The organism is Mameliella sp. LZ-28, assembly GCF_012274245.1.
GTDB classification, from domain to species: Bacteria; Pseudomonadota; Alphaproteobacteria; order Rhodobacterales; family Rhodobacteraceae; genus Antarctobacter; species Antarctobacter albus.
Genome location: NZ_JAANYX010000014.1, coordinates 17,249 through 41,967, shown reverse-complemented (window position 1 = coordinate 41,967; position 24,719 = coordinate 17,249). Strand labels below are relative to the sequence as shown.

Genomic DNA, 24,719 nt, shown 5'->3' with positions numbered 1-24,719 from the left:
CCGGGACCGCCTGCGTGCAGGAGATCCAGAGGCCCCGGGCGAGACCTGCCCGAAGAGGCGTCTTGCAACCCCTGCGGGTTACCCGGGCGACGTATGCATGGGCCAAAACCGAGTTACAAGGTGCAAAAATGTGCCGTTGGCGGGCCTATGCGCGGGCCATTGCCGGTTTCGGCGGCAATGGCCCGGAATTTAATCGTTCGAATTGTTCCCGCCGTGCGGTGTCAGCCCGGAGAGCGCCGAGACCAGCGCCCCGGGGGCATGGGCGTCGCGGGCGTTCCAGTAGCTGCCCGAGCTCTTGTAGCCCAGCCGGACGTGGGGATGCACATGGGCGCGCAGCTGCGGCAGGCTGAGCAGGGTCAGCCCCCGCTCCGCCGCCGGCCCGGCCTCGGCCAGCCAGGAGGCCACCGCCCGGGTCACCAGCCCGGGGCCGGTCTTGAACCAGGTGCCGTCGTTTTCCCGCGCCAGGAGCGAGCGCCCCGCCGCCTCCAGCGCCCAGAGCAGCAGCGGGTGCCCCTGGGGGGCCACGATCACGTTGTTGGCCACCGCGCCCCAGGGTTCGCGCGCCAGGATCAGCCCCGGCCCCTCGGCGATGAGCGCGCCCGCGTCGCCGGTCAGCCGGTCGTCCGCATCGGCATAGATCCCGCCGTGCTTGTAGAGCAGGCAGAGCCGCAGGAAATCGCATTCCTCGGCCGGCGAATTGGCCAGCTGGAAGGCGCGGGCATGGCCGGTGCCGAAGGCCTTGCGCAGGAAGGCCAGGGCGCGGGCGCGGTCGTAGAGATGGTGTTCGAACCCCGGCGCGTCGCGCCAGCTCTGCATCAGGGCGCCGACCTCCTCGGGGACCGCGGGGCTGTTCCAGTACTGGAAGATCTGCCGCGGCACGCTCTCGTCGCTTCCCGGAGCGGGCCGGGAATCAGACCGGGAATCGGGCCGGGAATCGGACCGGGGGCCGAAACGGTCGGCATGGGCGGCGACGATGCGCTTGGCCGGAAAGAAGAAATCCCGCGCCAGCCGCGCCTCGACCTCCGCCTCGGGCTCCCCCGCCTGCAGCGCGTGGTCGCGCGCCGCATGGTAGAGCCGCAGCTCGTTGAACTGCGCCCCGTGCAGCGTGGTCGAGAAATGCGCCGCGTTCTGGCGCCCCGCGCCCGGTTCGCGCTGGACCTCCTGCGCCGCCCGGGCCGAGGCCTCGAGATCCCCCAGCGCCAGCGCCAGGTCGAGGAACTGCCGGGGCGAGAGCGTCCGCAGCCCCTGCGCCGCGCGCGCCTCGGCCAGGGCGCGGGTCTCTTCCAGGCGGCCTTCCTGGGTCATCAGCGCCATGCGTTCGGGGCCGGTGTCCAGGTCGGGGTCGCGGGTCTCCAGCCGGTCCAGCCAGGCATGGCCCGCCGCCAGCTGCCCGGTCTCGATGCAGGCGCGCAGGAACTGGCGGCGCAGGTGCGGGGCGGCGGGCCAGCGCGCCACGCAGGCCCGCAGGTAGCGAAAGCCCAGCCGCGGGTGGCCCGCGTCCAGCAGGCGTTCGCCGATGAGGGCCGCCCCCTGGGTATCGCGGGGGCCGGGCAGGTCGGCGCGGGCCTGGGCCAGCGCCTCTTCGGGGCCGGAAAAGAGCGCGGCGGACACGGCGCGGAACTCGGGCACGCGCGAGGGCGGCAGCCGGCTTTCCAGCGCCGCCTGCAGGGCCCGGGCGCGGTCCGGCGGGACGATGACCCGGGCGCGGGTCATCAGGAACTGTGCCAGCAGCGGCGAGATCCGCGCCCGCTGGTCGAGACTGTGGACCACCGCCAGCGCGGCGCCGGCGTGATCGGCCTGCTCGCCCAGCTTGAACAGGCGCAAGAGCTCGGGCTCGCTCATTCTCGGGGCCATCCCGGCCAGCCGGTCCAGCAGCGCGGCGCGGCCCGCGACCTGCCCCGCCTGCCCCATCAGCTCGGCCGCCTTCAGCCCCGGCGCGGGGCCGTCGCCCATGTGATCGGCCAGCACCGCCAGGCCCTTGTCCGGCGCGCCCTGCGCCTCGTGGGCCTCGGCCAGGCCCAGCCGGGCCTGGGCATTCTCCGGCGCCGCCTCCAGGCAGGCGGCATAGCGCGCCCCGGCCGCCGCCGCGCGGCCCGCGGCCAGTTCCGCCCGCGCCAGTTCCAGCATCAGCCGCAGCTCTCCGGGCCGGGTCTCCAACGCCGCCTCCAGCTGGGCGATGGCGGCGCCGGACTGGCCCATGTGCACCAGCAGCCCGGCCCGGCGCGCGATCAGCGCCAGGTGATCCGGGCAGGCCCGCACCCCGGCCTCGGCCAGGGCGCGGGCGCGGTCCGGGTCGCCGGCGGTCTGGGCGATGTCGATCCGGCCCAGCCAGGCGCCGGCCTGGCCCGGGTCCCGCTCCAGCACCCGGGCATAGGCGGCTTCCGCCCCCGCCAGGTCGCCGGTGCGGCGCATCAGCCCGGCCTCGAGCAGCGCCAGCGGCAGGTCCCCGGGCGCCCCGGCGCGCAGCGGCGCCAGCCGGTCCAGCGCCTCGGAGAGCCGCCCCTCGGCGTCCAGCGCGCGCACGCGCTTGATCTCCAGCGCCCGGGCCTGGCCGGGCAGCAGCGGCAGGGCCGCCTCGATCAGCTCCAGCGCCCGGGCCGCCTGGCCCCGGGCCAGGGCGATCTCGATCCGGGCCAGCCAGGCGCCGGGATGATCCGGGCGCAGGTCCAGCACCCGGCCATACATGTCGAAGGCCCCGTCGAGGTTGCCGGCGCGGTGGCGCATCCCGGCCAGCGTGGCCGCCAGCGGCACGTCATCGGCGGCCTCTTCGGACAGATCCTCGAGCAGGGCCAGCGCCTCGGGCCGGGCGCCGCCCGCCTCCAGCGCGCGGGCCCGCTTGGTCCCGATGGCGACCCGGTGGCCGGGACAGTTCGCCAGCGCCGCCTCGCAGAGCTTGCGCGCCCGCCGCGCCTTGCCCCGGCCCAGGGCGATCTCGATCCGGGCCAGCCAGGCGCCGGCGTGATCGGGGCGCCGCTCCAGCACCTGTTCGTAGAGCCGCGCGGCCCGGGCCGCCTCTCCCGCCTTCTGGGCGGCCTGCGCCTCGGCCATCAGGCCGGGGATCGTCACGGTCCCGGCGGGGTGCGGGTTCGGCATGGGGTACCTCTTTGTCCTCTCAACTCACCGGCGCAACTCTGGTCGGGGCATCCGCGGCTGTAAAGCACCCCTCGCGCAAGGCTCCGCGGAGCGCGCTGCAAACCGATTGCCTTTCGCAGCCCTGCAAAGTAGGCAACCTGCAATCTGCGCCGAGGGGACCCCGAAGACATGAAAAAAGCATTCATCACCGGTGTCACGGGACAGGATGGCAGCTACCTGGCGAAACTCCTGCTCGACCAGGGCTACGAGGTGCATGGCGGTGTCCGGCGCATCAGCCAGGTCGAGACCACGCGGCTGGACATCCTGGGCATCACCGGGGAGGTGCAGCTGCACGAGTTCGACCTGGGCGAGGCCAACAACATCTTCCGCACCATCAAGACCGTGCAGCCGGACGAGTTCTACAACCTCGCCGCGCAAAGTTTCGTCGGTGCCAGCTGGGACCTGCCGGTCTATACCGCCGAGGTCGACGGCGTGTCCGTGGTGCGCATCCTGGACACGCTGCGCACGCTGGTGCCCGAGTGCCGATTCTACCAGGCCTCGACCTCGGAGATGTTCGGCCTTGTGCAGGAGGTGCCGCAGACCGAGACGACGCGGCTTTACCCGCGCTCGCCCTATGGCGTGGCCAAGGTCTTTGGCCATTACATCACCATGAACTACCGCGAGAGTTTCGGCATGCATGCCTCCTCGGGGATCCTGTTCAACCACGAGAGCCCGCTCCGGGGCAAGGAATTCGTCACCCGCAAGATCACCCTGGGCCTGGCCCGGATCGCGCATGGCGGCAATGACCCGGTGGAACTGGGCAACATGAACGCGCAGCGCGACTGGGGCTTTGCCGGCGATTACGTCGAGGGCATGTGGCGGATGCTGCAGCAGGACCAGGCCGACGACTATGTGCTGGCCACCGGCGTGACCACCACGATCCGCGATTTCTTCACCTATGCCGCCACGGCGCTGGGGATGGACCTGGAATGGACCGGCGAGGGCGAGGGCGAGACCGCCCGCTGCCGCAGCTCGGGCAAGCAGGTGATGCGGGTGAACCCGAAATTCTACCGCCCCGCCGAGGTCGACCTGCTGATCGGCGATGCCTCCAAGGCGCGCGAGAACCTGGGCTGGGTGCCGCAGGTCACGGTGGAACAGCTGGCCGAGATGATGGCGAAATCCGATTACGATGCGCTTGCCTGATGTCCTCCGCCGCCGGCTGCGAGGGCCGGCGGCACGTTTGCGCGGCTTCCGCGGCAACCTGGATGGCGAGATCGGCGGCGCGCTGGTGGGCTGGGCGCTCTTGGCACGGGGCGGGCCGGCCCGGGTCGGGCTTTACGTTCGCGGCGCGCTGCTGGCGCAGACCCCTGCCCATGTCTTTCGCGGCGACCTGGCGGCACAGGGAATCGGGCAGGCGCCGGGCGACGGGCGCGCCGGCTTCACCCTGCCGCTGACCCCCGAGATCCGCGGCATGCTGCGCGCCAATGGCGGCAGGGCCGAGCTGCGGGTGATCGGCCTGCGCGGGGGGCTGCTGGGCCATTGGTGCCCTGACGACGCGGACAGCGGCGCCTCCCTGCCTATCACGCCCCTGCCCGTCACGCCGCTGCCAGAGGACAGCCCGCCCCTGGCCCGCCGGCTCTACGGCGACCTGCAGCGGCTGGCGCTCTGGCAGGAGGGGCCGGCCCCGGACCTGGCCCCGCGCCCCGCGCCGCCGGTGCAGGCGCGGCTCTTTGCGCCCGAGGACGGCGCGGGTGGCCCCCTGCCCGCGCCCCTCTTTGCCTATGCCGAGTTCCTGCGCCTGCGCGACCGGCTGGAAAGCCGGTTCGACCCTGCCCGCCGCCCCGGCGACCTGCTGCCCTTCCTGCGCCATTACCTCGACGATTACGGCAGCGCCCGCGCCGGGCTGCGCATCCCGCTCTCGGCACAGGCGATCGACTGGCTGAACGCGCCCGGCAACGGGGATGCCCCGTCGCGCGCCATCGGCGCCTTCCGCGACGAGGCGCCGGGGTTGCAGGGCACGGCGCTGGCCTATTGGTGGGCCGCCCACCGCGCGCCCGGGATGGGCTGCGAGGACTGCCTGGTGCCGGAGGATGTCCTGGCAAGCCTCGCGGCCCCCGCCCCCGGCCAGCCGGCGGGCGACTGGCCGCTGTCGGTCTTCATGTCGCGCTTTTGTGCCGAGCTGCCGGAGCTGGCGGCGCTGGACCCCGCGCGCCCCGAGGGGCGCCGCGCGCTGACCTGCGCCCTGATGGTGCTGGCGCTCTCGCGCCCCGATCTCTTGCGCTACATCCCCGGGGCGAGCCGCACCGCCGCACTGGAGGGGGACGCGCTGGCGGGGTTCTGCCGGGACATGGGCGGGCCGGAGATCACCCCGGCGGGCTATGCCCGGGCGCTGGCGCGGGCGGGCTTCGACCTGCACGGCCTGTCCTTTGCCTGCCGCACCGCCGAGGGCCACCGGGCGGAATTCGCCCGCCACACGCCCCCCGAAGGGGGTCCGGAGGCCGAGGTGCAGGTGATCGGCCCCTTTGCCCGCGCCTCGGGGCTGGGCCAGGCCACCCGGCTGTCGGCGCGGATGCTGGATGAGGCGGGCTTTGCCGTGCACCGGGTGGATTGCGCGCTCGACGATCCCTCGCCCGGCGACGGCGGCCAGGGCACGGCCTGGCGCCCGGCGTGCGTCAACCTCTGGCATCTCAACGTCGAGGCGCTGCCGCTGGCCGCCGCCTACCTGCCGGACGTGTTTTCGGGCAGCACCAATATCGCCTATCCCTTCTGGGAACTGGACAGCCCCGCCGCCTGCCATTTCCTGGGTCTGCAAATGGTCGACGAACTCTGGGTGGCGGCGCCCTTCGGCGTCGAGAGCTTTGCCCCGCATTGCGCCTGCCCGGTCCACGAGGTCGGCATGAGCTATGAGCCCCTGCCCGAGATCCCGCGCGAGACGGCCCGTACCACCCTGCGCGCCCGGACCGGCGCCGGGCCGGAGGACTTCACCTTTCTCGTCAGCTTCGACAGTTTCTCCTTCCTGGGGCGCAAGAACCCGCAGGGCGTGCTGGCCGCCTTCGAGAGCGCCTTTCCCCGGGACGTGGCCGACGGCCCGCCGGTGCGGCTGCTGATCAAGACCCAGAACCGGGCGCGGGTGGCCGACCCGGCCCAGGCCCGCATGTGGCAGGCGGTGGACGCGGCGCTGGCGCGCGATCCGCGCATCACCCTGCTGGACGCGACCCTGCCCTATGACGAGGTGCTGCACCTGGTGCGGGGCGCGGATGCCTATGTCTCGCTGCACCGCGCCGAGGGCTGGGGCTTTGGCATGATCGAGGCGATGAACCTTGGCGTGCCGGTGCTGGCCACCGCCTATTCCGCCAACATGGCCTTCTGCAGCGAAGAGACCTGCTGGCTGGTCGACTACCGGCTGACCGAGGTCGGCCCGGACGACTATATCTTTGTCCGCCCGGGGCAGCACTGGGCCGAGCCCGACATCGCCCATGCCGCCGCCCAGATGCGCGCCCTGCATGCCGATCCGGTGGAACGGGCCGCCCGCGCCGCCCGGGCGCAGGCGCGGATCCGCCGCGACTTCTCTCCGGCGGCGGTGGGCGCGCGCTATGCCGCCCGGCTGCGGCCCCTGCTGGCGCATCCGCCCAGGCAGGCGGCAGAGGGCTGAACGATGGCAGAGCGGCTGATCCTGCAGGCGGGCTATCACCAGGCCGGGGCCGGGCTGATCCGGCAATGGCTGGAGGATCACGCCGAGACCCTGGCGCCGCAGCTGGCGCTTTACGGCCCCGACCACCCGCAGGTCGTCCCGCTGCGCGCGGCGGCGCTGGCCACGGCGCGGGGGCGGTCGGGGGGACGGGCGGCCCTGGCCGAGGCCGCCCGCGCGCTGGCCGGGGCGCTTGCCAGGGAACCGGCCCCGCAGGTCTGCCTGAGCGAGGAAGACCTGCTGGGCCCGCCGCTGGGACACGCCGAGGAGGGCCACCTCGAGACCGAGATCTATCCCGGCCTCTGCCCGATCCTCGACGTGCTGATGGCGGAACTGGCCGGGTTCGACCCGGTGCTGGCCCTCTTCGAGCGGGACCCCGGGGCCTGGCTGGAGAACCTGCACCGGCAGGCGGTGAACCGGGGCGGTTTCGCGGGCGATCTCGACAGCTACCTGGCGCAGTTCGACCCCCGGCCCGACTGGGCCGGCCTGCGCGACGAGATCACCTTTGCCCTGCAGGGGCGCGGGCGCCTGGCGGCCTGGTCCTTCGAAGAGGAGTTTCCCCGCGGCGCGGTGGCGGAAATGGGGTTCTTCCGGCTGCTCGACATCCCCGACCCCCTGATGGCGCAATGCCGCCCGACCCTGCGCGCCCGCCCGGTGGCCGCCCCCCACCCCGACGCGGGGCCCGCGGCCCCGCCCCCCGTCCTGCTGATGGGCGGCGCCAATGCGCTGGTGCCCGAAGGCTGGGGCCATGTGCTGCGGCGCGACCATGCCCGGCAGGTCGCGGGGCAGACCCTCTCGGGGGCGGCGGGCACCACGGCCACGGCGCTCTACCGGCTGCTGGAGCAGGGCGATGACTGGCCCGGGGCGCCGGTGATCTGGGAACAGGGGATCAACGAGTACACCCACCTGACCGGCGGCCAGGACCTGGACAGCCTGATCCACCACGTCGAATGGCTGTTGCAGCTCTGTGCACGGCAGGGAAGGCCCTTCGTGGCGCTGCTGACACGGACACGGATGCAGGCGGGCATGGCGCGGGACGACAGCTATGTCACCCGGCTGCGCGCGCTTTTCGCCGATTACGGCGTCACGGTGCTGGATGACGGCGCGCTGATCCGGGTGCTGGAGCGCGGCCCGCCCGGGGACCTCGACGCCTGGTATGCGCGCAACGCGGTCCACGACACGACGACCCCCCTGCCCCGGCGGCTGGCCGAGGCGGCGCTGGTGGCGCTGGAAACCGCCCCGGTGCCGCGCCCGCCCCGGGACCGCGCGGCGCATTTCGACGCGCTGGACCTCTGCCTGCGCGCGCCCGCCTCCCGTCCCGACAGCTTTGCCCTGGCCGGGATGGACTGCGCCTTTGCCCCTTTCGGCGAAACCCTGCCCATCGAGACCCCGGGCCGGGCGCTGGCGGCGATCCTCGTGACCTCGGGCAGCGGCCCGGTGATCCGGCTATCGGCCGGGAAAACCCTGCTGGGGTGCTACGTGACGCAGGTTCCGCACGGTCCCGGCCACCCGCCGCAGCAATTGCGCCAGCTGGTGCTGGGCCAGGGCGGCGGCGGGGTTGAGATACCCGGCGGGGTGGTGCAGATAGACACCGACACCCGTCACGATACCCCGCCCGACAAGCTGATCATCCAGACCATGTATCACCAAGGCGATCCCCCCTCCGATCCGCGGCCCGCCGGGCTGGTGGCGCTTTTGTGCGAAGAGCCGCGCAAGGGGGCGGCCCGATGATTTTGCTCCAACTCGAAGGATATTGATTCAATGATCTTCCCGGTTCTTCTCTGTGGCGGGTCCGGCACCCGTCTCTGGCCCCTCTCGCGCAAGTCCTACCCCAAGCAGTTCGCCGACGTGGTGGGCGAGGAAAGCCTGTTCCAGGCCTCGGCCCGGCGCTTTACCGGCGAGGGGTTCGCGGCGCCGCTGGTGGTCACCGGGGATCCCTTCCGCTTCATCGTGACCGAGCAGCTGGACGAGATCGGGCTGGACCCCGCGGGCATCCTGATCGAACCCGAAGGCCGCAACACCGCGCCCGCCGCCGCCGCGGCCGCGCTGTTCGCCCTGGCGCAGGACGCGGATGCGATGATCCTGCTGGTGCCCTCGGATCACGCCATCTCGCAGCCCGGGCTGTTCCGTGACGCGGTGCTGGCCGGCGCCTCCGCCGCCGAGGCGGGCCAGATCGTCACCTTCGGCATCGCGCCCACCCGTGCCGAGACCGGGTACGGCTGGCTGGAAACCGGCGCCGAGCAGGACGGCGTGTCGAAACTGGAACGCTTCATCGAGAAGCCCGATGCCGAGACCGCCGAAAAGCTGTTCTCCGACGGGCGCTACCTCTGGAACGCGGGCGTCTTCCTGGCCCGGGCCTCGGTGCTGGTCGAGGCCTTCCGCACCCATGCCCCCGCGATCCTCGACCAGGTCGCCGCGGCCATGCAGGCGGCGCAGGGCGACCTGGGCTTTACCCGCATCGACCCGGAACTCTGGGCCCAGGTCGAGGACCAGTCGATCGACTACGCGGTGATGGAAAAGGCGCCCAACCTCTCGGCGGTGCGGTTCGACGGCCACTGGACCGACCTGGGCGGCTGGGAATCGGTCTGGCTGGAATCGGACCGCGACGAGGACGGCAACGCGGTCTCCGACCATGCCACCGCGCTCGACTGCGAAGGCTCGCTCCTGCGCGCCGAGGCCGCCGACCAGGAACTGATCGGCATCGGGCTCAAGAACGTGGTCGCCGTGGCCATGCGCGACGCGGTCATGGTGGCCGACATGAGCCAGGCGCAGAACGTCAAGCAGGCGGTCAAGGTCCTCAAGGAGCGCGGCGCCAAGCAGGCCACCGCCTTCCCGGTCGATCACCGCCCCTGGGGCTGGTTCGAAAGCCTGGTGATCGGCGAGCGGTTCCAGGTGAAACGCATCCACGTCCACCCCGGCGCCTCGCTCTCGCTGCAATCGCATCACCACCGGTCGGAACACTGGATCGTGGTGCAGGGGACGGCCAAGGTGACGGTGGACGAGACCGTCAAGCTGGTGACGGAAAACCAGTCGGTCTACATCCCGCTGGGCGCGGTGCACCGGATGGAGAACCCCGGCAAGGTGCCGATGGTGCTGATCGAGGTGCAGACGGGCAGCTATCTCGGCGAGGACGACATCATCCGCTACGAGGACGTCTACGCGCGGAGTTGAGGCGCCCGGTCAATCCCCTTTCCCAAGCCCGGCATCAAGCCTGCAGGGCGCCGGGCAAGCGGCGGACCCTCCCGCGGTCTGCCGCTCTGGTGACGCCTTCGCATACCTCTGAGGTCCTTCGGATGTGTCCCGACAAACCGCACCCGTTCCGGCGACGGCGCGGCATCCCCCGCTCCGCCGCTTGCCCGGCTTGCACGCTGTTCGGACGCCCTGCCCCGTCTTCCGCCACCCCGTCTTCCGCCCGTTCGTGGCGCGATCTCTCCACCGGAGAGATCGTCAGGCTGCACCCGTACCGGCGCTCATCCGGGCACCGGCACCGGACCGTCCACCTCCACCACAACCGGCCGCGGAAAGCGCACCGCCTCGGACGCTTCCGCCCCGTGCGGCAGCAGCACCGTGGTCTCCAGCCCCTCTTCCGTCAGGCGCACCGATTGCACCCAGCCCTCGCCGGGGCTGTCGCTCTCCTCGGCGGCCAGCGCTGCAAGGTCATAGGTCTCGCCCCCCGCGATCAGGCTGTTCCCCTGCCGCTCCAGCACCAGCTCCCCCTCCCGGCGCACCGGGGCGAATACGATCGTCAGCTTGGTCATGGCTTTCCTCCTCAGGCCCAGCGTCCAAAGGCCACCAGCCCGGTGGCATAGGCCACCCGCGCCCCCGACAGCCCCCAGACCGAGAAATTCACCCCCGTCGCGACAGGCGCCCCCACACTGGCGAAATGCGCCGTCTGCACCTGGCCCGTGGCCTGCACGACGGGCACCGTCCCGCCCAGGAAACCGGCTGGAAAGCTCCAGAGCGTTTGGCCCGCTGCGCTCGAGGTCATCTGCTGCCAGCAGATCTGCGTGCCATCCGCCAGCCGCAGGTAATGCCCGTTGGCGTTTGACCCGCTCTCCAGCACCGCGCCGGTGGGCGTGCCGCCGGTCTCGCTGACCGTCCCCAGCAGGTTCCCCGGCCCATAGGCGTACTCCGCCCGCGCCAGTTTCCCCGCGCCGGTGTCGGTGGGGCTGTCCTGCAGCGCCGCGCCCGACACCGTGCCGCTGGCTCCGTCAAACCCCAGCGCCGTGATCCAGGCGGCGCCATCGGCGCTGACCTTGATCGCGAAATCATCGGTGCCCGTGGTGCCCATCTCGGCCCGGCCCGACCATCCGGTCTGGAACAGCAGGCTGGCGGTGTCCCCGGCGGCGGCCTTGTTCACCTTCAGCTGGTGGCCCGCGCCGTCATGGGTCAGCAGGGTGGCCGGCGCCACGCTGCACAGCCGGTTGGTCACATCCGCCGCGCCGTTCACGCCCAGCGTCTCGACCTGCAGCGCCCCGGCCCCGTCCTGCCAGGCCGTGCCGTCGAAGCGGATCTGCGCATCCTCGCCCAGCACCCGCGCGACCCAGCCCGCCACCGGCGCCTGGAAGATCCATGTATTCAGGTCGTATACAGCGATCTCATCCGCGTGACCGGCCCAGTCCCCACTGGCCCCGGCAGGCACCAGGTAACGGTCGCCCTGCGCCGGGCTGGCCGGCGGGGCGGTCACATCGCGGGCGATCACCGCCAGCTGCACCGCCACGTCCAGCCGCCGCAGCGCCTCGTTATGGGTGACATGTTTCTGCGCCTGCGACGGCAGCAGGTAAGGCAGCGTGAGAACCGCCGAGACATCGGACATGGGACAACCCTCCTCGAAGCACCGGAGGGGAGAACTAGACCGGCAGGGTTAACGGGTTTTTAGGGGAGCGTACGGTGCCCCTCTGCCGCCGCCATGTGATGCAGCCGGTAACGCCCGGCCCGCGATCCCGGCCGCCCGCAGCTCCCCGGCCAGGTCCTCCAGCGCCTCCGCCGCGTAGCCGGTGATCAGCACCATGACCGCCGCGCCCAGCATCGCCGCCCCTCCCCTGTCGACGGGCCGAGGCTAGCCGGGGGCGGCGGATGTGTCACCTGGGGGGCGTAGGGCGGGGGTCTCCCCGCCGTGATGGTCGATTGGCGGCGCAGGAAACGATCGTTTTTGGCAAGGACGGAAACGCATGAGCCTTGGCAATTCCGTGAAGGCCAGACGCGGCCAATTCCGAGCCCACAGTGATCGCGCCGCGATTGTGCTATACTCGCAACGGAACAGGCATCATGGAGATGCGAAATGACAGACCAGGAAGTCGTTCTCGCAACATTGGACGAATACGCTGACGCCTACTGCGCGAAGGATATTGATCGGCTAATGGCGGTCTTTGTCGATGGCGAGGAAATTTCGCTGATCGGAACGGGCGGTGATGAACTTTGTTCGGGCCGAAGCGAAGTGTCATCGGTTTTTGAACGGAACTTTGGTGATGCAACGGCCAACAGCTTCGAATGGGGCTGGAAACACGTTGCAATTCATGGCGACGCAGCGACCGTGGCAATCACGCTGAACATTCACCTGACGGTTGAGGGCGCAACGCTTACGGTGCCGGTGCGTTGGACGGTTTCACTCGTCAGAACCGATACTGGATGGAAATGGGTCCACAGGCATGCATCAGTCGCTGCAAGCTCGCAGGATGAAGGTACCGCCTACCCGACTGATAGTCGCTAACCCGAAGTGGTTCTCGTCGCAAAAGCTGACAAAACCGCAGGCACTCCCCCCCCGGGGCTCCGCCCTTCGTCGCCTCAAACTCTCCCCCGGAGAGTTTGTCAGGCTTTGCCTGAACCGGCGACGAACCCCAAAAACGCCTTGTCCGCGTTCCGCACCGGCGCCTTCCCCGTGCGCGCCCACCAGGCGCGCCAGTCGGCCTCCAGCGCGTAGACATCCACGCCCGGGCGCAAGGCCCGCGCCGCCTCCAGCGTTTCAGGCAGGAGCGGCGGCAGGCCGATCCCCGGCCCCGCCTCCTCGACCACCCCGTCGCGGCGGCTGAAGACCACCATGTCGCCCTCGACCTCCTCCAGCGCGTAATCCGGCAGGTGATCCTCCCCCACCATCTTGCGCAGCGCCGCCCGGAACACCCGCACCGGCGCCGCACTGCCGGCCTTCTTGTGCAGCACCGCCACGCTCACCCGCCAGCTCTTCTGCCGCCCGCAATGCTTGCGCGCCAGCTCGTAGATCCGCCGCTCCAGCGGTTTGCGCAGCCGGAAATAATCCCGGCTCAGCGTCAGCACCGATTTCGACAGCACCGCGCGATAGAGCCAGTCCGACAGCGTCACCCGGACCGAGACCATGCGCCCGCCGCGGGTCTTGCGCACGATCTCCCAGGCCTCGATCAGGCCGAAACCGCGCGTCGTCTCCTCGCCCCCCGTGGCGATATTGGTGGTGATCCGCGTGCCCGCCAGCCGTTCAAAGGCCTCCTTCAGCCGCGCATAGGCATCGCCCGAGGTGTCGCGGTTGGTCGCCACCAGCAGGTCATGGGCGCGCAGCGTCAACTGCCGCGAGACCTCGCGCCCGGCGTTCACCGCCGCCATCAACTGCGAGATGCAGTAGATCAGGATGTCCTTGTCGTGGATCGTCGCCCGGCCCCGGACCGAGGGCGTGACCTCGACGCTCATGCCGTTGTGGTCATAGCGCAGCACCCGCGTGTCCGGCCGCGTCGAAAGCGAAAAGATCGGATGTTCCATCGAGGCCATGTCATCCTTGGGCGCGGCATCGAAGATGTCGCAGACAAAGAAATCCCCGGTCGGATGACGGTCGGGCAAAAGCCCCCCGGTCGTGCTGCTCATCTTGCCCTCGCCGCCCCCCGGGCCTCTGGCGTCCCGGTTTGGTCCGGAATCGCTTTCGGGGGTTCAGTGACACCCAGCCTAAAGTTATCCACAAGACCCGTCCACCGGCCCGGCCGAAAAACCCCGGGAAAACCGCCGCGCTTTCGGGGGAGCAGAGTCGCCTCCTCGGGGGATCAGAGTCGCCCGAACGTGGGATCAGAGTCGCCCTCCTCCGACAAGGCCTGCAATTTCGGGGGGTTGCAGCGAAAATTCCCGCCTTAACGGATTCTATAACCTTGAATTAACACATCAGATTGGGCCAGATTTGCCACATCCCTCCGGTTCCCCCACAAAATCCCCGCCCATGTGCGCATTTCCTTCCCATGTGCGCGGTTTTGTCGTATCCTGAGAAAAAGAGCGCACATCGCGCCGTTTCGAGCCCTCCCGCCCCCGGGACACAGGACAGGACCACCCCATGAGAGCACTGCCGTGAGAGCCCCCGCATGAGCACGCTTCCGCCCTATGTCGGCATCGACCCCGAGCTTGCGGCGACGCAGCTCGACGCTCCCGCCGGCACCGCCGATTTCGCCCGCATCGCCAGCGCCTGCGCCGCCGGACGGCAGGACCTGGAAAGCCGCGGCCTCGAGGAGAACGGCAAGCGCAGCCTGCGGCTGTTCTCGACCTGGGAAATCACCCGCTACCTGATCCCCGTCGCCACCGGCCATTTCCGCCGCGTGCTGAAGGAGAACCCGGACCTGCCGCAGGGCCGCTCGGAAACCCAGGGCGGCGCCAAGTGGTTCACCCTCGACGAGGTGCTGAAACTGCGCGCGCATTTCGGCGCCAAGGGATCCAAGGCCAAGGATTACCGCCCCTACCGCCCCGGGGGCCTGCCCGCCAAGATGCTGGCGGTGGCGAACTTCAAGGGCGGGGTCGGCAAGACCTCGACCGCCGCCCATCTCGCCATGAGCGCCGCGCTCGATGGCTACAAGGTGCTGGTGATCGACCTCGACAGCCAGGGCTCCATGACATCGATCTTCGGCGGCAAGGTCGAGGATGAATGGCAGACGGTCTTTCCCCTGCTGGCGCGCCATTACGCCCGCCACCTGCAGGGCGACAACCAGGCCCGCGCCGCGCGGGGCGAGGCGCCGCAGCCGCTGGACGACACGCTCTCCGAGGCGCTGGACACCACGGCCCAGGGGCTGATCCAGGAAACCCACTGGCCCAACATCGACCTGATCGGCGCCCAGCTGAACCTCTACTGGGCCGAGTTCCAGATCCCGGTCTGGCGCATGGCGGCGCGCGGCTGGCGGCTCTGGGACGCGCTCACCGAAAGCCTCGAAGAGGACGGCATTCTCGACGCCTACGACCTCGTCTTCATCGATACGCCGCCGGCGCTCGGTTACCTGACGATCAACGGGCTGGCCGCCGCCGACATCCTGCTGGTGCCGCTGGGGGCCTCCTTCCTGGAATTCGACTCGACGGGGCGCTTCTTCGACATGCTGCATTCCACCTTCGGCTCCATCGAGGAGGCCGAGAACATCGCCGCGCGGGCGCTGGGGCGTGAAGGGCTTGCCTTCGAATGGGATGCGGTGCGCGCGGTGGTCACCCGCTACGACGGCGCCCAGCAGGCGGAACTGGCGGCGCTGATGCAAAGCTACCTCGGGACCACGCTGTCACCGCACCGGCAGGGCTACACGGCGCTGATCGGCCAGGCGGGGGAACAGGTGCAGGGCATCTACGAGGCCGACTACCGCGATTTCAACCGCGAGACCTATGTCCGCGGGCGCGAGACTTTCGACGCCACATGGGCGGCGGTCAAAAGCCTGGTGATCGGGGCCTGGCGGCGGGACGAACGCGCGAACGCACAGGCCGCCGAATGAAGCGGCTCCGCCGCTCCCCCCCCCGAACTCGCCCGCGGAGGGTCTGCCGCTTGGCGGATCGGGTCTCCCTGTTTCGCGTGCGAAACATCCACCGTGGCAGGGGGGCGCTGCCCCCCGCCTTCGGCGCCCCCCGGGGGTATTTGGACCAAGAAGAAGCCGGGGCCAGGCGCTTTTGTGTTTCTTCTTGGTCCAAATACCCCTGCCCGGCTGACCACCGCGCGCCGCGCTCAGATCGTCTTAACCCCGGACCGCAGACTTGGGGACGACCCAAGGAGGACATGACATGGCCAAGCGCAAACGCCTGACCCCCGCCAACCCGATGTTCCTGGACCCGGCGCCGGAAACCAAGTCTGCCGTCAGCGCCCCCTCCCGCGCGCCCATCGCCGATGTCGCCCGCGAGGCCAGCGCCACCGCCGCGGCCGAGGAACTGGCCCGCCAGCGCGACCGTGACCGCGCCGAGGGGCGCATGGTGATCGCGGTCTCCCTCTCCGAGATCCGGCGCGACTATCTTTCGCGCGACCGCATTCCGACGGTGGACGAGGAAGAGATGGCCGCCCTGGTCGAGAGCATCCGCGCCCGCGGCCAGCAGAGCCCGGTCGACCTGGTCGATCTCTATCCCAACCGGGACGGGGCGCGTTACGGGCTGATCTCGGGCTGGCGGCGCTGCCTGGCGCTGGAGCGGCTGCAGGCCGAGACCGGCGAGGCGCGTTTCGGCAAGGTGCTGGCGCTGTTGCGGCGGCCCTCGGAAAGCGCCGAGGCCTATGTGGCGATGATCGAGGAAAACGAGATCCGCGTCGGGTTGAGCCATTACGAGCGTGCCCGGATCGTCACCCGCGCGGTCGAGGCCGGGGCCTATCCCGATGAGACCGAGGCGCTGCGCGGGCTCTTTGCCACGGCGTCGCGCGCGAAACGGTCCAAGATCAAGAGTTTTACCGCGATCGTGCGGGCGCTGGACGGAGAGCTGGGCTTTCCCCGCGCGCTTGGTGAACGCCAGGGACTGGCGCTGGCGCAGGCGCTGGAGGAGAGCCCGGGCCTGGCGCGTCAGCTGACCGCCCTGCTGCGCCGCGAGACCCCCGCCACGCCCGAGGCGGAGGCGGCGCTGTTGCGCCGCGCCCTGGCGCCGGCGAAACCGCCCGCGCCGGCCCCCTCCCCTGCCCCGGTGACGGTGGTGCGGCGGTCGTCGCGCGAACTGGCACTGATCGGGGCGGACCTGGACGAGAGGTTCCTGAAGGATCTCGAGGCCTGGATCGCGAAACGCCGCCGCAAGGGCTGAGCGTTTCGCGCGCGAAACATGCCTTACCGGCCCAGCGACAGCCGCCGCCGGCGCAGCCCCGCGTCCAGCGCGATGAGGTGTTCCAGCGCCCGTGCCAGCGCCACGTCCCAGCTGTGGGCCGAGGCGCGGGTGGCCAGCACCGGCTGCAGCGGCGGCACCGGTTTGCCCGCGGTCTCTGCCGCCGCGCCCACGCCCCGGACCAGCGCACGGTAGAGTGCGGCCAATTCCTCGGGGTCGTCGAGCGGGCTGCGTCCGCGGATCAGCTCGGCGTGATAGGCATCCTCGGACAGTTGCCAGCGGGGATCGGCGCGCACCGCCTCGGGCAACAGCGGCAAGAGCAGGTCCAGGTCGGCGCGGGTGGCCGCGCGCAGCGGGCCCAGGTGGCGCGGCAGCACCGCCCAGGGGCGCGGGGCCCCCGCGACATGGCACCAGCGGCGAAAGACCTCCTCGGCGGTGCGGTCCCCTGCATCGGCGCGGTAGCGGCGGTTGCGCATCAGGAAGCCCAGGAAGGCGGGCGGCAGCGCGCCCGGGCTGCCCTGCGCGGGCCGGGGCAGATCGGTTCCCAGCAGCGCCTCTGCCGCCGGCAGCGGGTCGTCCTCGGCCAGGGCCAGCGCCAGCCGGGTGTCGGGCAGGGCGGCCCAGCGGGCCAGGGCGGCGCCCAGCGTGTAGGGCATGCCCATCTGCGCCAGCCAGCTGCCAAAGCCGCGCCCGCTCCAGATCCCCCAGTCCCAGTAGGCGGCGTTCAGCCAGTCCAGCGGCGGGCGTACCAGGGCGCAGAGCCCGGTCGGCGCGCCGGTCTCTTCCCTGAACCAGTCCGGCAGCGCCTCGGCGAAACTCTCGGCATGACCGATCCAGTCCGGGTTCGAGACCAGCGGCACCGTGCCGCCCCGCCTGCGCCGCAGCCGGTCAAGCGGGGCCAGCGGCGGCCCCTCGGTGCCGGACCAGTCCAGCCGCCCCGAGACCTCGCGCGCCGCCGCCCGGCGCAGCGCCTTGCCCGAGAGCACCGCCTGGCTGCCCGGGCGCAGCGCGGCATAGGACAGGCGGGTGCTGTCGCCCGTGGTCAGCTCGGGCGTGGTCGACAGGGCGCGCTGCAGGGCACGCGCGCCACACTGCGGCGCGCCCAGGTGCAGGACGATCGCCGGGGTCCCGCTCATGCCCCTGCCCCGCTCAGCCGGGTCGCCGCGTCCAGGATCGCATCCGTGTCCTCGACGGCCGCAAGCGGCAGCAGCGCGCCCGGCGCGCCCCGCGCCATCGCCGCGCGCACCGCGTCGCCCTGCGCGCCTAGGTCGAAGACCATGACCGGCAGCCCGCTGGCCAGCGCCTCGTGGGTGGTAAAGGAAAAGGTCTCGGGCCAGACCGAGGGGATGAACCAGCAGGTGATCCCGTAGCGGTCGACCAGCGCCGGCAGATCCTCGACCGCGTAGCGTCCGTGGTGGCGGGCCGGGCGGTGGAGCCGGTAGGCCGGGTCGATCTCTCCCAGCAGCACCAGGCCGGGATCGCGCGGTGTCAGCACCCGGCTCAGCCGCTGCACCACGCCGGCGCCCTTGTGCGGGGCGAGGCTGCCCAGCACGCCGATCACGGGCGGGCCGTCGGGGCGCGGGATCGCGGGCACATCGGCGTGCAGCGCGTGCGGGTGCACCTCGATCCGGGCGCCGGCATAGGCCTGGGCCATCAGCCGCGCCGAGGCCTCGGAGAAACAGGTGACACGGTCGGCGGCATAGACCAGCCGCCCCCAGTCCGCCCGCCAGCGCGACAGCGGCACGCCGGCGCCATCGGGACGGCGGGTGGCATGGCGGGCGCTGGCGGTCTGCGGGTCGGGCAGGCCTTTCCAGGTTTCGCCGGCCTCCAGCAACGAGGGCGTGGGCGAGAGCGGGAAATAATCATGCACCAGTACCTCGAGCGCATCGCCGGGAGTGCGCAGCGACAGCAGCAGGTCGGGCAGGGTGACCGGATCGGGATCGCCGACGCCGCAGGCATAGATGATCTGCCGCGCCGTGACCGGCGCCAGCAGCTGGGCGATCAGCGGCGCGCTGGCGGTGCCGCCCGAGGTCATGCCGGTGCTGCCGTCTGGGCGGCGGCTGTGCAGTTCCAGCGTAAAGCGGAACACGCCCCCCACCCGGATCACGAAGGCGGCGCCGATGCGGTCAAGGTCCCCGGCAATGCGGCGCTCCAGGTCGACCTCGGCACCGCCGCCCATGCTGTGCGCCAGATAGACGGGCAGCGGGCCGCGCCGGGTCTGTTCCACCTCGGCCAGCCCCAGCGCGAGGCGCGCGGTGACCAGGGGATCGCGGCGCAGGAACCCGTGCACCTCGGCGTCGAACCGCGGGTAGCGGCGGGTGATCCGCGCGCTGTTGCGGGCGATGAGCGCGCGCTTGGCCTCCGAACCGAAGCTCTGCCCGCCCATGTGGGCGACGAAAAGATCCGGCACGTAGAGATGGGTGAACCCCTTCTGGGCGGTCTTCTGGCACCAGTCGACCTCTTCGCCGTAGCCGGGGGCGAAGGCCGGGTCGAAGTCCGGCACCTCCGCCAGCGCGGCGGGCGAGAGCGCCATGCAAAAGCCCACGCCGGCGGGGGCGGCCCGCTGCGCGGCGCCGTTCAGCGCGGCGGCGTAGCGGTCCACCGCCTCGGCGACCTCCGGGGCGATCTCTCTCGCGCGCCCCGGTTCGGGGACCGAGCCCAGCTCGGCATCGTTCGACAAGGGCGTGACCGAGCCCACGCGCGCATCCTCCCAGATCGGGCGCAACAGGCGCGCGGCCCAGCCTTCGGGCAGGAAGGCATCGGTGTTCAGCAGCACGACCGGGTCGCCGGGCCAGGCCCGCGCCGCCTGCATCCCCGCGGTCACCGCGCCCACGAAGCCGAGGTTTTCCGGCAGTTCGATCAGCTCCGCGCCGGCCTGGCGCCCGGCCCAGTCGCGCAGGGCGGGCAGGACGTCGGGATCGGGCGAGGCATCGTCGACGATCACGATCCGCCAGGGGATCTCCGTATGCGCCGCCACCCGCCGCAGCGCCTCGCGGGTCAGGGCCAGGGCGTTGTAGACCGGCATGACCAGGGTGACAGCGGCCCCCTCGGGCGGCGGGGCATCGTTTCGCGCGCGAAACAGCGTGCCGTCCAGTTCCACCGGCGCCGGGCCGGAGAGGTCGAGCAGCTGCTTGACCCGCGCCCGCGCCGCCGGGTCGCGATGCCGCGCCCAGCGGAGCGCATCGGGCAGGGCGCGGGCGCCCGCCGCGACAAAGCCGGGCAGCAGCCGCAGGCGTGCGCAGCGCGGGCAGGGCGCATCCTGGGGCAGGTGATAGGCGGCGTAGATACCAAAGAGCCGCCGGACGCGATGCAGCACGAGGGTCCCCCTGAAGGCTGAACCCTCATCAACCACAGATCACCCGGGGGGCCAATCCCCGGGGGCGTTTCGCGCGCGAAACAGTGGCCTGCGCGCAGCCGGGCAGGCAAGGAAGGGGGCGCTGCCCCCGTCTCCCTTCGGTCGACTCCCCCGAGGTATTTGGGAAACCAAAGAAGACGGGGCGCGCGCTTTGCCCTTCTTTGGTTTGAAAAATACCTCGGGGGGAGCGCCGCAGGCGCGGGGGGCAGCGCCCCCTTCCTTGGCTCTCTCTCTCTCTCTCGCAGAGCCAAAGGGGGCGGCGTGGGTGTCACATCTCCAGCGCGGTCTTGTGGTCGCGCCGGAGCAGCATCAGCCCCAGCACCAGTGCCACCAGCCCGAAGAGCGCGACGTAGATCTCGGACACGTAGGGGGCGTCGTAGTTGGGATAGAAGCCGTGTCGCATCATCCCCACCAGGTGCACCAGCGGGTTGTACCACAGCCAGTTGTTGTAGGGTTCGGGGATGGTGTCGAAGAGGAAGAAGACACAGGACAGCAGGAACAGCGGCCGCATCAGGATCGACCAGAACCGCTGGTAGATCGGAAAGCGCAGCATCATGAAACAGTTGAAGGTCCCCACCCCCAGCGCCAGCAGCGCCGCCAGCGCATAGGCCCGCGCGATCACCGGCCCGTCCATCATCACCCGCGTGTCGAAGATCAGCAGGATCGAGCCGATCACCAGGTAGCTGACCAGGAACTGGGTCATCAGGTTCAGCCCGAAGCGCGCCAGGATCGTGTCGAGGAAGGTCACCCTGGGGTAGGCCAGCAGCTGCTTGGAGTAGTTCATCGACTGCCCCAGCTTGCCGGTGATGTCGGTGAACAGGGTAAAGGGCAGCATGCCGGTCGCGTAGAACATCGCGAAACTGACCCCCAGCGGCGGCGAGCGGAACCCGACCGAGAACAGCGCCGTCAGCAGGGCGATGCCCGCCGCCGGTTCCAGCACCGCCCAGGCATAGCCGCCCGGTGAGCGCCCGTAGGAGGTGGCCATCTCGCGCAGGATCAGCGCGGTGATCGTGCGCAGCGAGGCGAAGCGCGGGATGCCGGCGCGGACGCGCGGGCGCTGGGGGCCGGGAAACCGGGGCTGGGAGGTGTCGGTCACGGGATCTCTGCTCGGGTCTGGGGTGGTCGGCTCTGCTCCGTCGGCGGCGGCATGGGCGGTCCGGCGCGCGTCCCTGCGTCCGGGCTGGCATCCGCCGCGCACATTATGTAGCAAGGACACAGCAGGAGCCACTTGAAAAGCCGCACCTTTCCGTGACCCAGACACCACCGCCCCGCCCGCCCAAGGGTCCCGCCCCCGCCGCCGCCGGCGGCGGTGACAAGGTTGCCTCGCTGCGGCCGCCCTCCGGTGCCGCGCCGGCGGGGCCGCAGGTTTCCGCCCCCGGAAAACCGGCAGGAAAGCCCGCAGGCCCGAATCCTGGCCCGAATCCCGGCCCGAATCCGAGTCCGGGTCGCACGCCTCTTGGCCCCGCCCCCCGCCCGGGATCCGGGCCCGGATCGGGCGCCCCGCGCATGGCCTCGGGCGCGCGGCTGCGCCGGCGCCATTACGCGGTGCTGCTCAGCCTGCTGCTGGGCGTGTTGCTGCCGGTGCTGCTGGTGGCGGGCTACCTCTGGCTCAAGGCCGCCGATCAATATGCCTCCACCGTGGCCTTTTCCGTCCGCACCGAGGAGGCGGGCTCGCCGCTCGAGGGGCTCCTGGGGATTCCCGGCATCTCGGGGTCGTCGTCGTCGGACACCGACATCCTCTATGAATTCCTGCAGAGCCAGAAGCTGGTCGAGGACATCGACGCCGAGATCGATCTGCGCGCGATCTGGTCGAAACCCACGGGCGACCCGGTCTTCGCCTTTGACAACGACGGCACGATCGAGGACCTGGTCGAGCACTGGAACCGCATGGTCAAGATCTACTACGACGACGGCGCCGGGCTGATCGAGGTCCGCGCCCTGGCCTTTACCGCCGAGGATGCGCAGCTGCTGGCGCAGACGCTGTTCGAACATTCCTCGGAGATGATCAACGCGCTCTCCGCCATCGCCCGCGAGGATGCGATCCGCTATGCCCGCGAGGATCTGAACGAGGCGCTGGACCGGCTCAAGACCGCGCGCGAGGCGGTGACGAAATTCCGCAACGCCAACCAGCTGGTCGACCCCTCGGTCGACCTGCAGACCCAGGCCGGGCTGCTGGGCACGCTGGAGGCGCAGCTGGCCGAGGCGCTGATCGAGTTCGACCTCCTGGCCACCTCGACCCGCGAGGACGACCCGCGCGTGACCCAGGCGCAGCGCCGCATCGAGGTGATCCGCGACCGCATCGAGGCCGAGCGCCGCAAGCTGGGCCTTGCGGGCGGCGCCGAGGGCGGGGCGGATGTCTATGCCAATCTCTTCGGCGAATACGAACGCCTGGTGGTGGACCGCGAGTTCGCCGAGAAAAGCTATACCACGGCGCTGGCCACCTATGACGCCGCCCAGGCCGAGTCGCGCCGGCAGAGCCGCTACCTGGCCGCCTACGTCCGGCCGACGCTGGCGGAAAGCTCGCGCTACCCGGAACGGCCGGTGCTGCTGGGGCTGGCGGCGCTCTTCATCTTCCTGGTCTGGTCGACGCTGGTGCTGGTGGTCTATGCGCTCAAGGACCGGCGGTGAGACCCGGTCCGGGGCCCGTGACGCGCTTTTCGGACCAGCCGGGGCGCGCCCCCGAGCGCAGCCCGAAAAGCGGAAACCGGTTTTTGGATCAAGCTGCGCGGGCCCCCGAGCGCAGCCCGAAAAGTGGAAACCGGTTTTCGGATCAAGCTGCGCGGGCCCCCGAGCGCAGCCCGAAAAGTGGAAACCGGTTTTCGGATCAAGCTGCGCGGGCAAGGTAAGATGATCCGCTTCGACAATGTCTCCAAGCGCTATGTCACCGAGGGCCGTGAAAAGACGGTGGTCGAGAACATGAACCTGGTCATCCCCTCGGGGCGGTCGGTGGGGCTGCTGGGGCGCAACGGGGCGGGGAAATCGACGCTCCTGCGGATGATCTCGGGGGCGACGGACCCCACCGAGGGCCGGATCGAGACCACCGGGCTGGTGTCCTGGCCGGTGGGCTTTGCCGGCTCGTTCCACCCGGACCTGACCGGGCAGCAGAACTGCCGTTTCATCGCCCGCATCTACGGCGTGGACACCGACGAGCTGGCGCAGTTCGTCGAGGAATTCGCCGGGCTGGGGATGCATTTCCGTCTGCCCCTGCGCAGCTATTCCTCGGGGATGCGCTCGCGGCTGGCCTTCGGCGTCTCGATGGGGATCTCCTTCGACACCTACCTCGTGGACGAGATCACGGCGGTGGGCGACGCGGCCTTCCGCGAACGCTCGGACCGGCTGTTCAAGGCGCGGCTGCGCAAGGCCGGGGCGGTGGTCTGCAGCCATTCCATGCCGCAGATCCGGCTCCTGTGCGATGCCGGTCTCGTGCTGGACGAGGGGCAGGCCTACTACTACGAGGATCTCGAAGAGGCCATCGCGCACCACGAGGACAACATGGAACGCGCCGCCGCCATCTAGGGCCCGTTTCGCGCGCGAAACACCGCAGTGGCATTCGGCCCCAAAAGGCGCCGGTGCACGGCGCCCCCCTACACCCGTCCCAGCAGCGCGGCCAGCCGCAGAAAGCTGGTGGCGCCGGGGCGGTCCCGGGTCAGGCCCAGCCGGGCGTGCAGCCGGGCGCGCCCGATTCCCCGGGGCGGGGCGGTGTCGAGCGCGTCGAGCAGGGCGCGGGCCTCTGCCGTCAGCAGCGGGCGGGCGCGGCTCAGCGCGGCGCGGTTCGCGGCCTGCCAGCGGGCATAGGTCGGCCCCAGCACCATCGCGGCGCGCGCCAGCCCCGCCAGCAGCCCGCGATGGGCGCCCAGCACGTTCTCGCCATGCTGGCGGTAGTCCAGCACCACTTCCGGAGAGACCGTGACCGTGCCGCCAGCGCCCGAGATCAGCAGGTAGAGCCACCAGTCGTGAAAGGGCACGTCGACCACGCCCGCCGCGCGCACCAGTGCCAGCGCCTGCGGGGTCAGCACCGCGCAATGGCCCGCCACCCGGTTCTGCACCAGCGCGTTGCCGAAGGAGGGCGCGCCGGAATGCACCCGGCTGAGCCCCAGCCCCCGGCCCGCGCCGTCGACGTGGCGGCTCTGGGCGCTGTAGACCGCCGGGCCGTCATGGCGGGACAGGGCCATCAGCGCATGGGACAGCTTGTGCGGATACCAGACATCGTCCTGGTCGGCGATCGCCACATGGGTGGCGGGCAGCTCGGGGTGGCAGATCAGCGACAGGAAATTCGCCGCCGCCCCCCGGCGCGGCCCCTCGACCAGGCGGATCTCGTGGCCGGGGGTTTCGCGTCGGAACCGCTCGACGATTTCCCGCGTGCCATCGGTCGATCCGTCGTCCGAGACCCAGAGCGCCCAGCCGGGGTGATCCTGCGCCCGGAGGCTCTCCAGCTGCGCGCCCAGGTGCGCCGCGCCCTGGTAGCTGGCCAGCAGGATGGTGACCGGGGGGAGACCGGGGGCAGGACCGGCAGACGGATCGGGGGGCGGGGCAGGGGGCATCACGGGACTCGCAGCTGGTGCGCGCCCTTCTAGCGGGCGGCGGGGCGGTGCGCAAAGCGGGGCTGCGCCCGCGGGTCCCGTTGACCGC

17 protein-coding genes are annotated in these 24,719 nt (G+C 71.1%); 9 read left to right on the top strand and 8 right to left on the bottom strand.

Features of this window, described 5'->3' with window-relative positions; genetic code table 11:
* Positions 1-189: 189 nt before the first annotated feature.
* Positions 190-3,093 (bottom strand): tetratricopeptide repeat protein, encoded by a 2,904-nt coding sequence (locus tag G9Q80_RS11525; protein ID WP_168246482.1) that lies wholly within the window; start codon positions 3,091-3,093, stop codon positions 190-192.
* 168 nt (positions 3,094-3,261) lie between these two features.
* Here G9Q80_RS11525 and gmd point away from each other — a divergent pair, with 168 nt between their 5' ends.
* The 4 genes from gmd to G9Q80_RS11505 are packed head-to-tail and all read left to right on the top strand — an operon-like array spanning position 3,262 to position 9,931.
* The gene (gene gmd, locus G9Q80_RS11520; RefSeq protein ID WP_167647043.1) at positions 3,262-4,275 is read left to right on the top strand and encodes a GDP-mannose 4,6-dehydratase; all 1,014 of its coding nucleotides are present in this window, start codon (positions 3,262-3,264) and stop codon (positions 4,273-4,275) included.
* Positions 4,268-6,724, top strand: a complete 2,457-nt coding sequence (locus G9Q80_RS11515) for a glycosyltransferase (protein ID WP_168246481.1) — start codon at positions 4,268-4,270, stop codon at positions 6,722-6,724. The genes gmd and G9Q80_RS11515 overlap by 8 nt, the downstream gene beginning before the upstream one ends.
* 3 nt (positions 6,725-6,727) lie before the next feature.
* Positions 6,728-8,491, top strand: coding sequence for an SGNH/GDSL hydrolase family protein (locus tag G9Q80_RS11510; protein WP_168246480.1), 1,764 nt, complete (start codon positions 6,728-6,730; stop codon positions 8,489-8,491).
* A gap of 30 nt (positions 8,492-8,521) precedes the next feature.
* Positions 8,522-9,931, top strand: a complete 1,410-nt coding sequence (locus tag G9Q80_RS11505) for a mannose-1-phosphate guanylyltransferase/mannose-6-phosphate isomerase (RefSeq protein WP_167647046.1) — start codon at positions 8,522-8,524, stop codon at positions 9,929-9,931.
* 299 nt (positions 9,932-10,230) lie between these two features.
* Here G9Q80_RS11505 and G9Q80_RS11500 read toward each other — a convergent pair whose 3' ends face one another.
* Together G9Q80_RS11500 and G9Q80_RS11495 are read right to left on the bottom strand one after the other, a co-directional pair.
* Entirely contained in the window at positions 10,231-10,518 is a 288-nt protein-coding gene (locus G9Q80_RS11500; protein WP_168246479.1) for a hypothetical protein, read from the bottom strand.
* Between the two features lie 11 nt (positions 10,519-10,529).
* Complete coding sequence (locus G9Q80_RS11495) at positions 10,530-11,576, bottom strand: DUF2793 domain-containing protein (protein WP_168246478.1); 1,047 nt, start codon at positions 11,574-11,576, stop codon at positions 10,530-10,532.
* A gap of 465 nt (positions 11,577-12,041) precedes the next feature.
* On the opposite strand from G9Q80_RS11495, the gene G9Q80_RS11490 reads away from it, so the two are divergent.
* On the top strand, positions 12,042-12,470 hold the full coding sequence (locus G9Q80_RS11490) for a nuclear transport factor 2 family protein (RefSeq protein WP_069211540.1): 429 nt from the start codon (positions 12,042-12,044) through the stop codon (positions 12,468-12,470).
* 98 nt (positions 12,471-12,568) lie between these two features.
* On the opposite strand, the gene G9Q80_RS11485 is transcribed toward G9Q80_RS11490, so the two are convergent.
* Positions 12,569-13,585, bottom strand: coding sequence for a replication initiator protein A (locus G9Q80_RS11485; protein WP_168246477.1), 1,017 nt, complete (start codon positions 13,583-13,585; stop codon positions 12,569-12,571).
* A gap of 482 nt (positions 13,586-14,067) precedes the next feature.
* On the opposite strand from G9Q80_RS11485, the gene G9Q80_RS11480 reads away from it, so the two are divergent.
* Complete coding sequence (locus G9Q80_RS11480; protein ID WP_168246476.1) at positions 14,068-15,444, top strand: AAA family ATPase; 1,377 nt, start codon at positions 14,068-14,070, stop codon at positions 15,442-15,444.
* A gap of 283 nt (positions 15,445-15,727) precedes the next feature.
* Positions 15,728-16,717 carry a ParB/RepB/Spo0J family partition protein gene (locus G9Q80_RS11475; protein ID WP_043147260.1) on the top strand — a complete coding sequence of 330 codons (990 nt, stop codon included), beginning with the start codon at positions 15,728-15,730 and terminating at the stop codon, positions 16,715-16,717.
* Positions 16,718-16,740: 23 nt separating this feature from the next.
* On the opposite strand, the gene G9Q80_RS11470 is transcribed toward G9Q80_RS11475, so the two are convergent.
* The 3 genes from G9Q80_RS11470 to G9Q80_RS11460 all read right to left on the bottom strand — a co-directional run bounded on the left by G9Q80_RS11470 (position 16,741) and on the right by G9Q80_RS11460 (position 21,186).
* Entirely contained in the window at positions 16,741-17,871 is a 1,131-nt protein-coding gene (locus tag G9Q80_RS11470; protein WP_168246475.1) for a hypothetical protein, read from the bottom strand.
* Entirely contained in the window at positions 17,868-20,051 is a 2,184-nt protein-coding gene (locus tag G9Q80_RS11465) for a glycosyltransferase (protein ID WP_168246474.1), read from the bottom strand. The genes G9Q80_RS11470 and G9Q80_RS11465 overlap by 4 nt, the downstream gene beginning before the upstream one ends.
* Before the next feature lie 307 nt (positions 20,052-20,358).
* A complete protein-coding gene (locus G9Q80_RS11460; protein ID WP_082024844.1) occupies positions 20,359-21,186 on the bottom strand; it encodes an ABC transporter permease in 828 nt (275 codons plus the stop codon).
* 410 nt (positions 21,187-21,596) lie between these two features.
* Between G9Q80_RS11460 and G9Q80_RS11455 the strand changes: the two genes are divergently transcribed.
* Positions 21,597-22,718: a KpsE/RkpR family capsule polysaccharide export protein gene (locus G9Q80_RS11455; RefSeq protein ID WP_043147269.1), complete on the top strand. Its 1,122-nt coding sequence runs from the start codon at positions 21,597-21,599 to the stop codon at positions 22,716-22,718.
* A 219-nt stretch (positions 22,719-22,937) separates the two neighbouring features.
* Positions 22,938-23,606 (top strand): ABC transporter ATP-binding protein, encoded by a 669-nt coding sequence (locus tag G9Q80_RS11450; protein WP_043147270.1) that lies wholly within the window; start codon positions 22,938-22,940, stop codon positions 23,604-23,606.
* Between the two features lie 68 nt (positions 23,607-23,674).
* Here the strand turns inward: G9Q80_RS11450 and G9Q80_RS11445 are convergent, their stop codons facing one another.
* Positions 23,675-24,631 carry a glycosyltransferase gene (locus G9Q80_RS11445; RefSeq protein ID WP_168246473.1) on the bottom strand — a complete coding sequence of 319 codons (957 nt, stop codon included), beginning with the start codon at positions 24,629-24,631 and terminating at the stop codon, positions 23,675-23,677.
* Positions 24,632-24,719 lie beyond the last annotated feature (88 nt).

Bases quoted from the DNA above. Each gene is read 5' to 3' on its own strand.
- G9Q80_RS11450 (WP_043147270.1), top strand. From the start codon at position 22,938: ATGATCCGCTTCGACAATGTCTCCAAGCGCTATGTCACCGAGGGCCGT.
- G9Q80_RS11490 (WP_069211540.1), top strand. From the start codon at position 12,042: ATGACAGACCAGGAAGTCGTTCTCGCAACATTGGACGAATACGCTGAC.
- G9Q80_RS11480 (WP_168246476.1), top strand. From the start codon at position 14,068: ATGAGCACGCTTCCGCCCTATGTCGGCATCGACCCCGAGCTTGCGGCG.
- G9Q80_RS11505 (WP_167647046.1), top strand. From the start codon at position 8,522: ATGATCTTCCCGGTTCTTCTCTGTGGCGGGTCCGGCACCCGTCTCTGG.
- G9Q80_RS11495 (WP_168246478.1), bottom strand. From the start codon at position 11,576: ATGTCCGATGTCTCGGCGGTTCTCACGCTGCCTTACCTGCTGCCGTCG.
- G9Q80_RS11470 (WP_168246475.1), bottom strand. From the start codon at position 17,871: ATGAGCGGGACCCCGGCGATCGTCCTGCACCTGGGCGCGCCGCAGTGT.
- G9Q80_RS11445 (WP_168246473.1), bottom strand. From the start codon at position 24,631: ATGCCCCCTGCCCCGCCCCCCGATCCGTCTGCCGGTCCTGCCCCCGGT.
- gmd (WP_167647043.1), top strand. From the start codon at position 3,262: ATGAAAAAAGCATTCATCACCGGTGTCACGGGACAGGATGGCAGCTAC.
- G9Q80_RS11455 (WP_043147269.1), top strand. From the start codon at position 21,597: ATGGCCTCGGGCGCGCGGCTGCGCCGGCGCCATTACGCGGTGCTGCTC.
- G9Q80_RS11500 (WP_168246479.1), bottom strand. From the start codon at position 10,518: ATGACCAAGCTGACGATCGTATTCGCCCCGGTGCGCCGGGAGGGGGAG.
- G9Q80_RS11485 (WP_168246477.1), bottom strand. From the start codon at position 13,585: ATGAGCAGCACGACCGGGGGGCTTTTGCCCGACCGTCATCCGACCGGG.
- G9Q80_RS11475 (WP_043147260.1), top strand. From the start codon at position 15,728: ATGGCCAAGCGCAAACGCCTGACCCCCGCCAACCCGATGTTCCTGGAC.
- G9Q80_RS11510 (WP_168246480.1), top strand. From the start codon at position 6,728: ATGGCAGAGCGGCTGATCCTGCAGGCGGGCTATCACCAGGCCGGGGCC.
- G9Q80_RS11525 (WP_168246482.1), bottom strand. From the start codon at position 3,093: ATGCCGAACCCGCACCCCGCCGGGACCGTGACGATCCCCGGCCTGATG.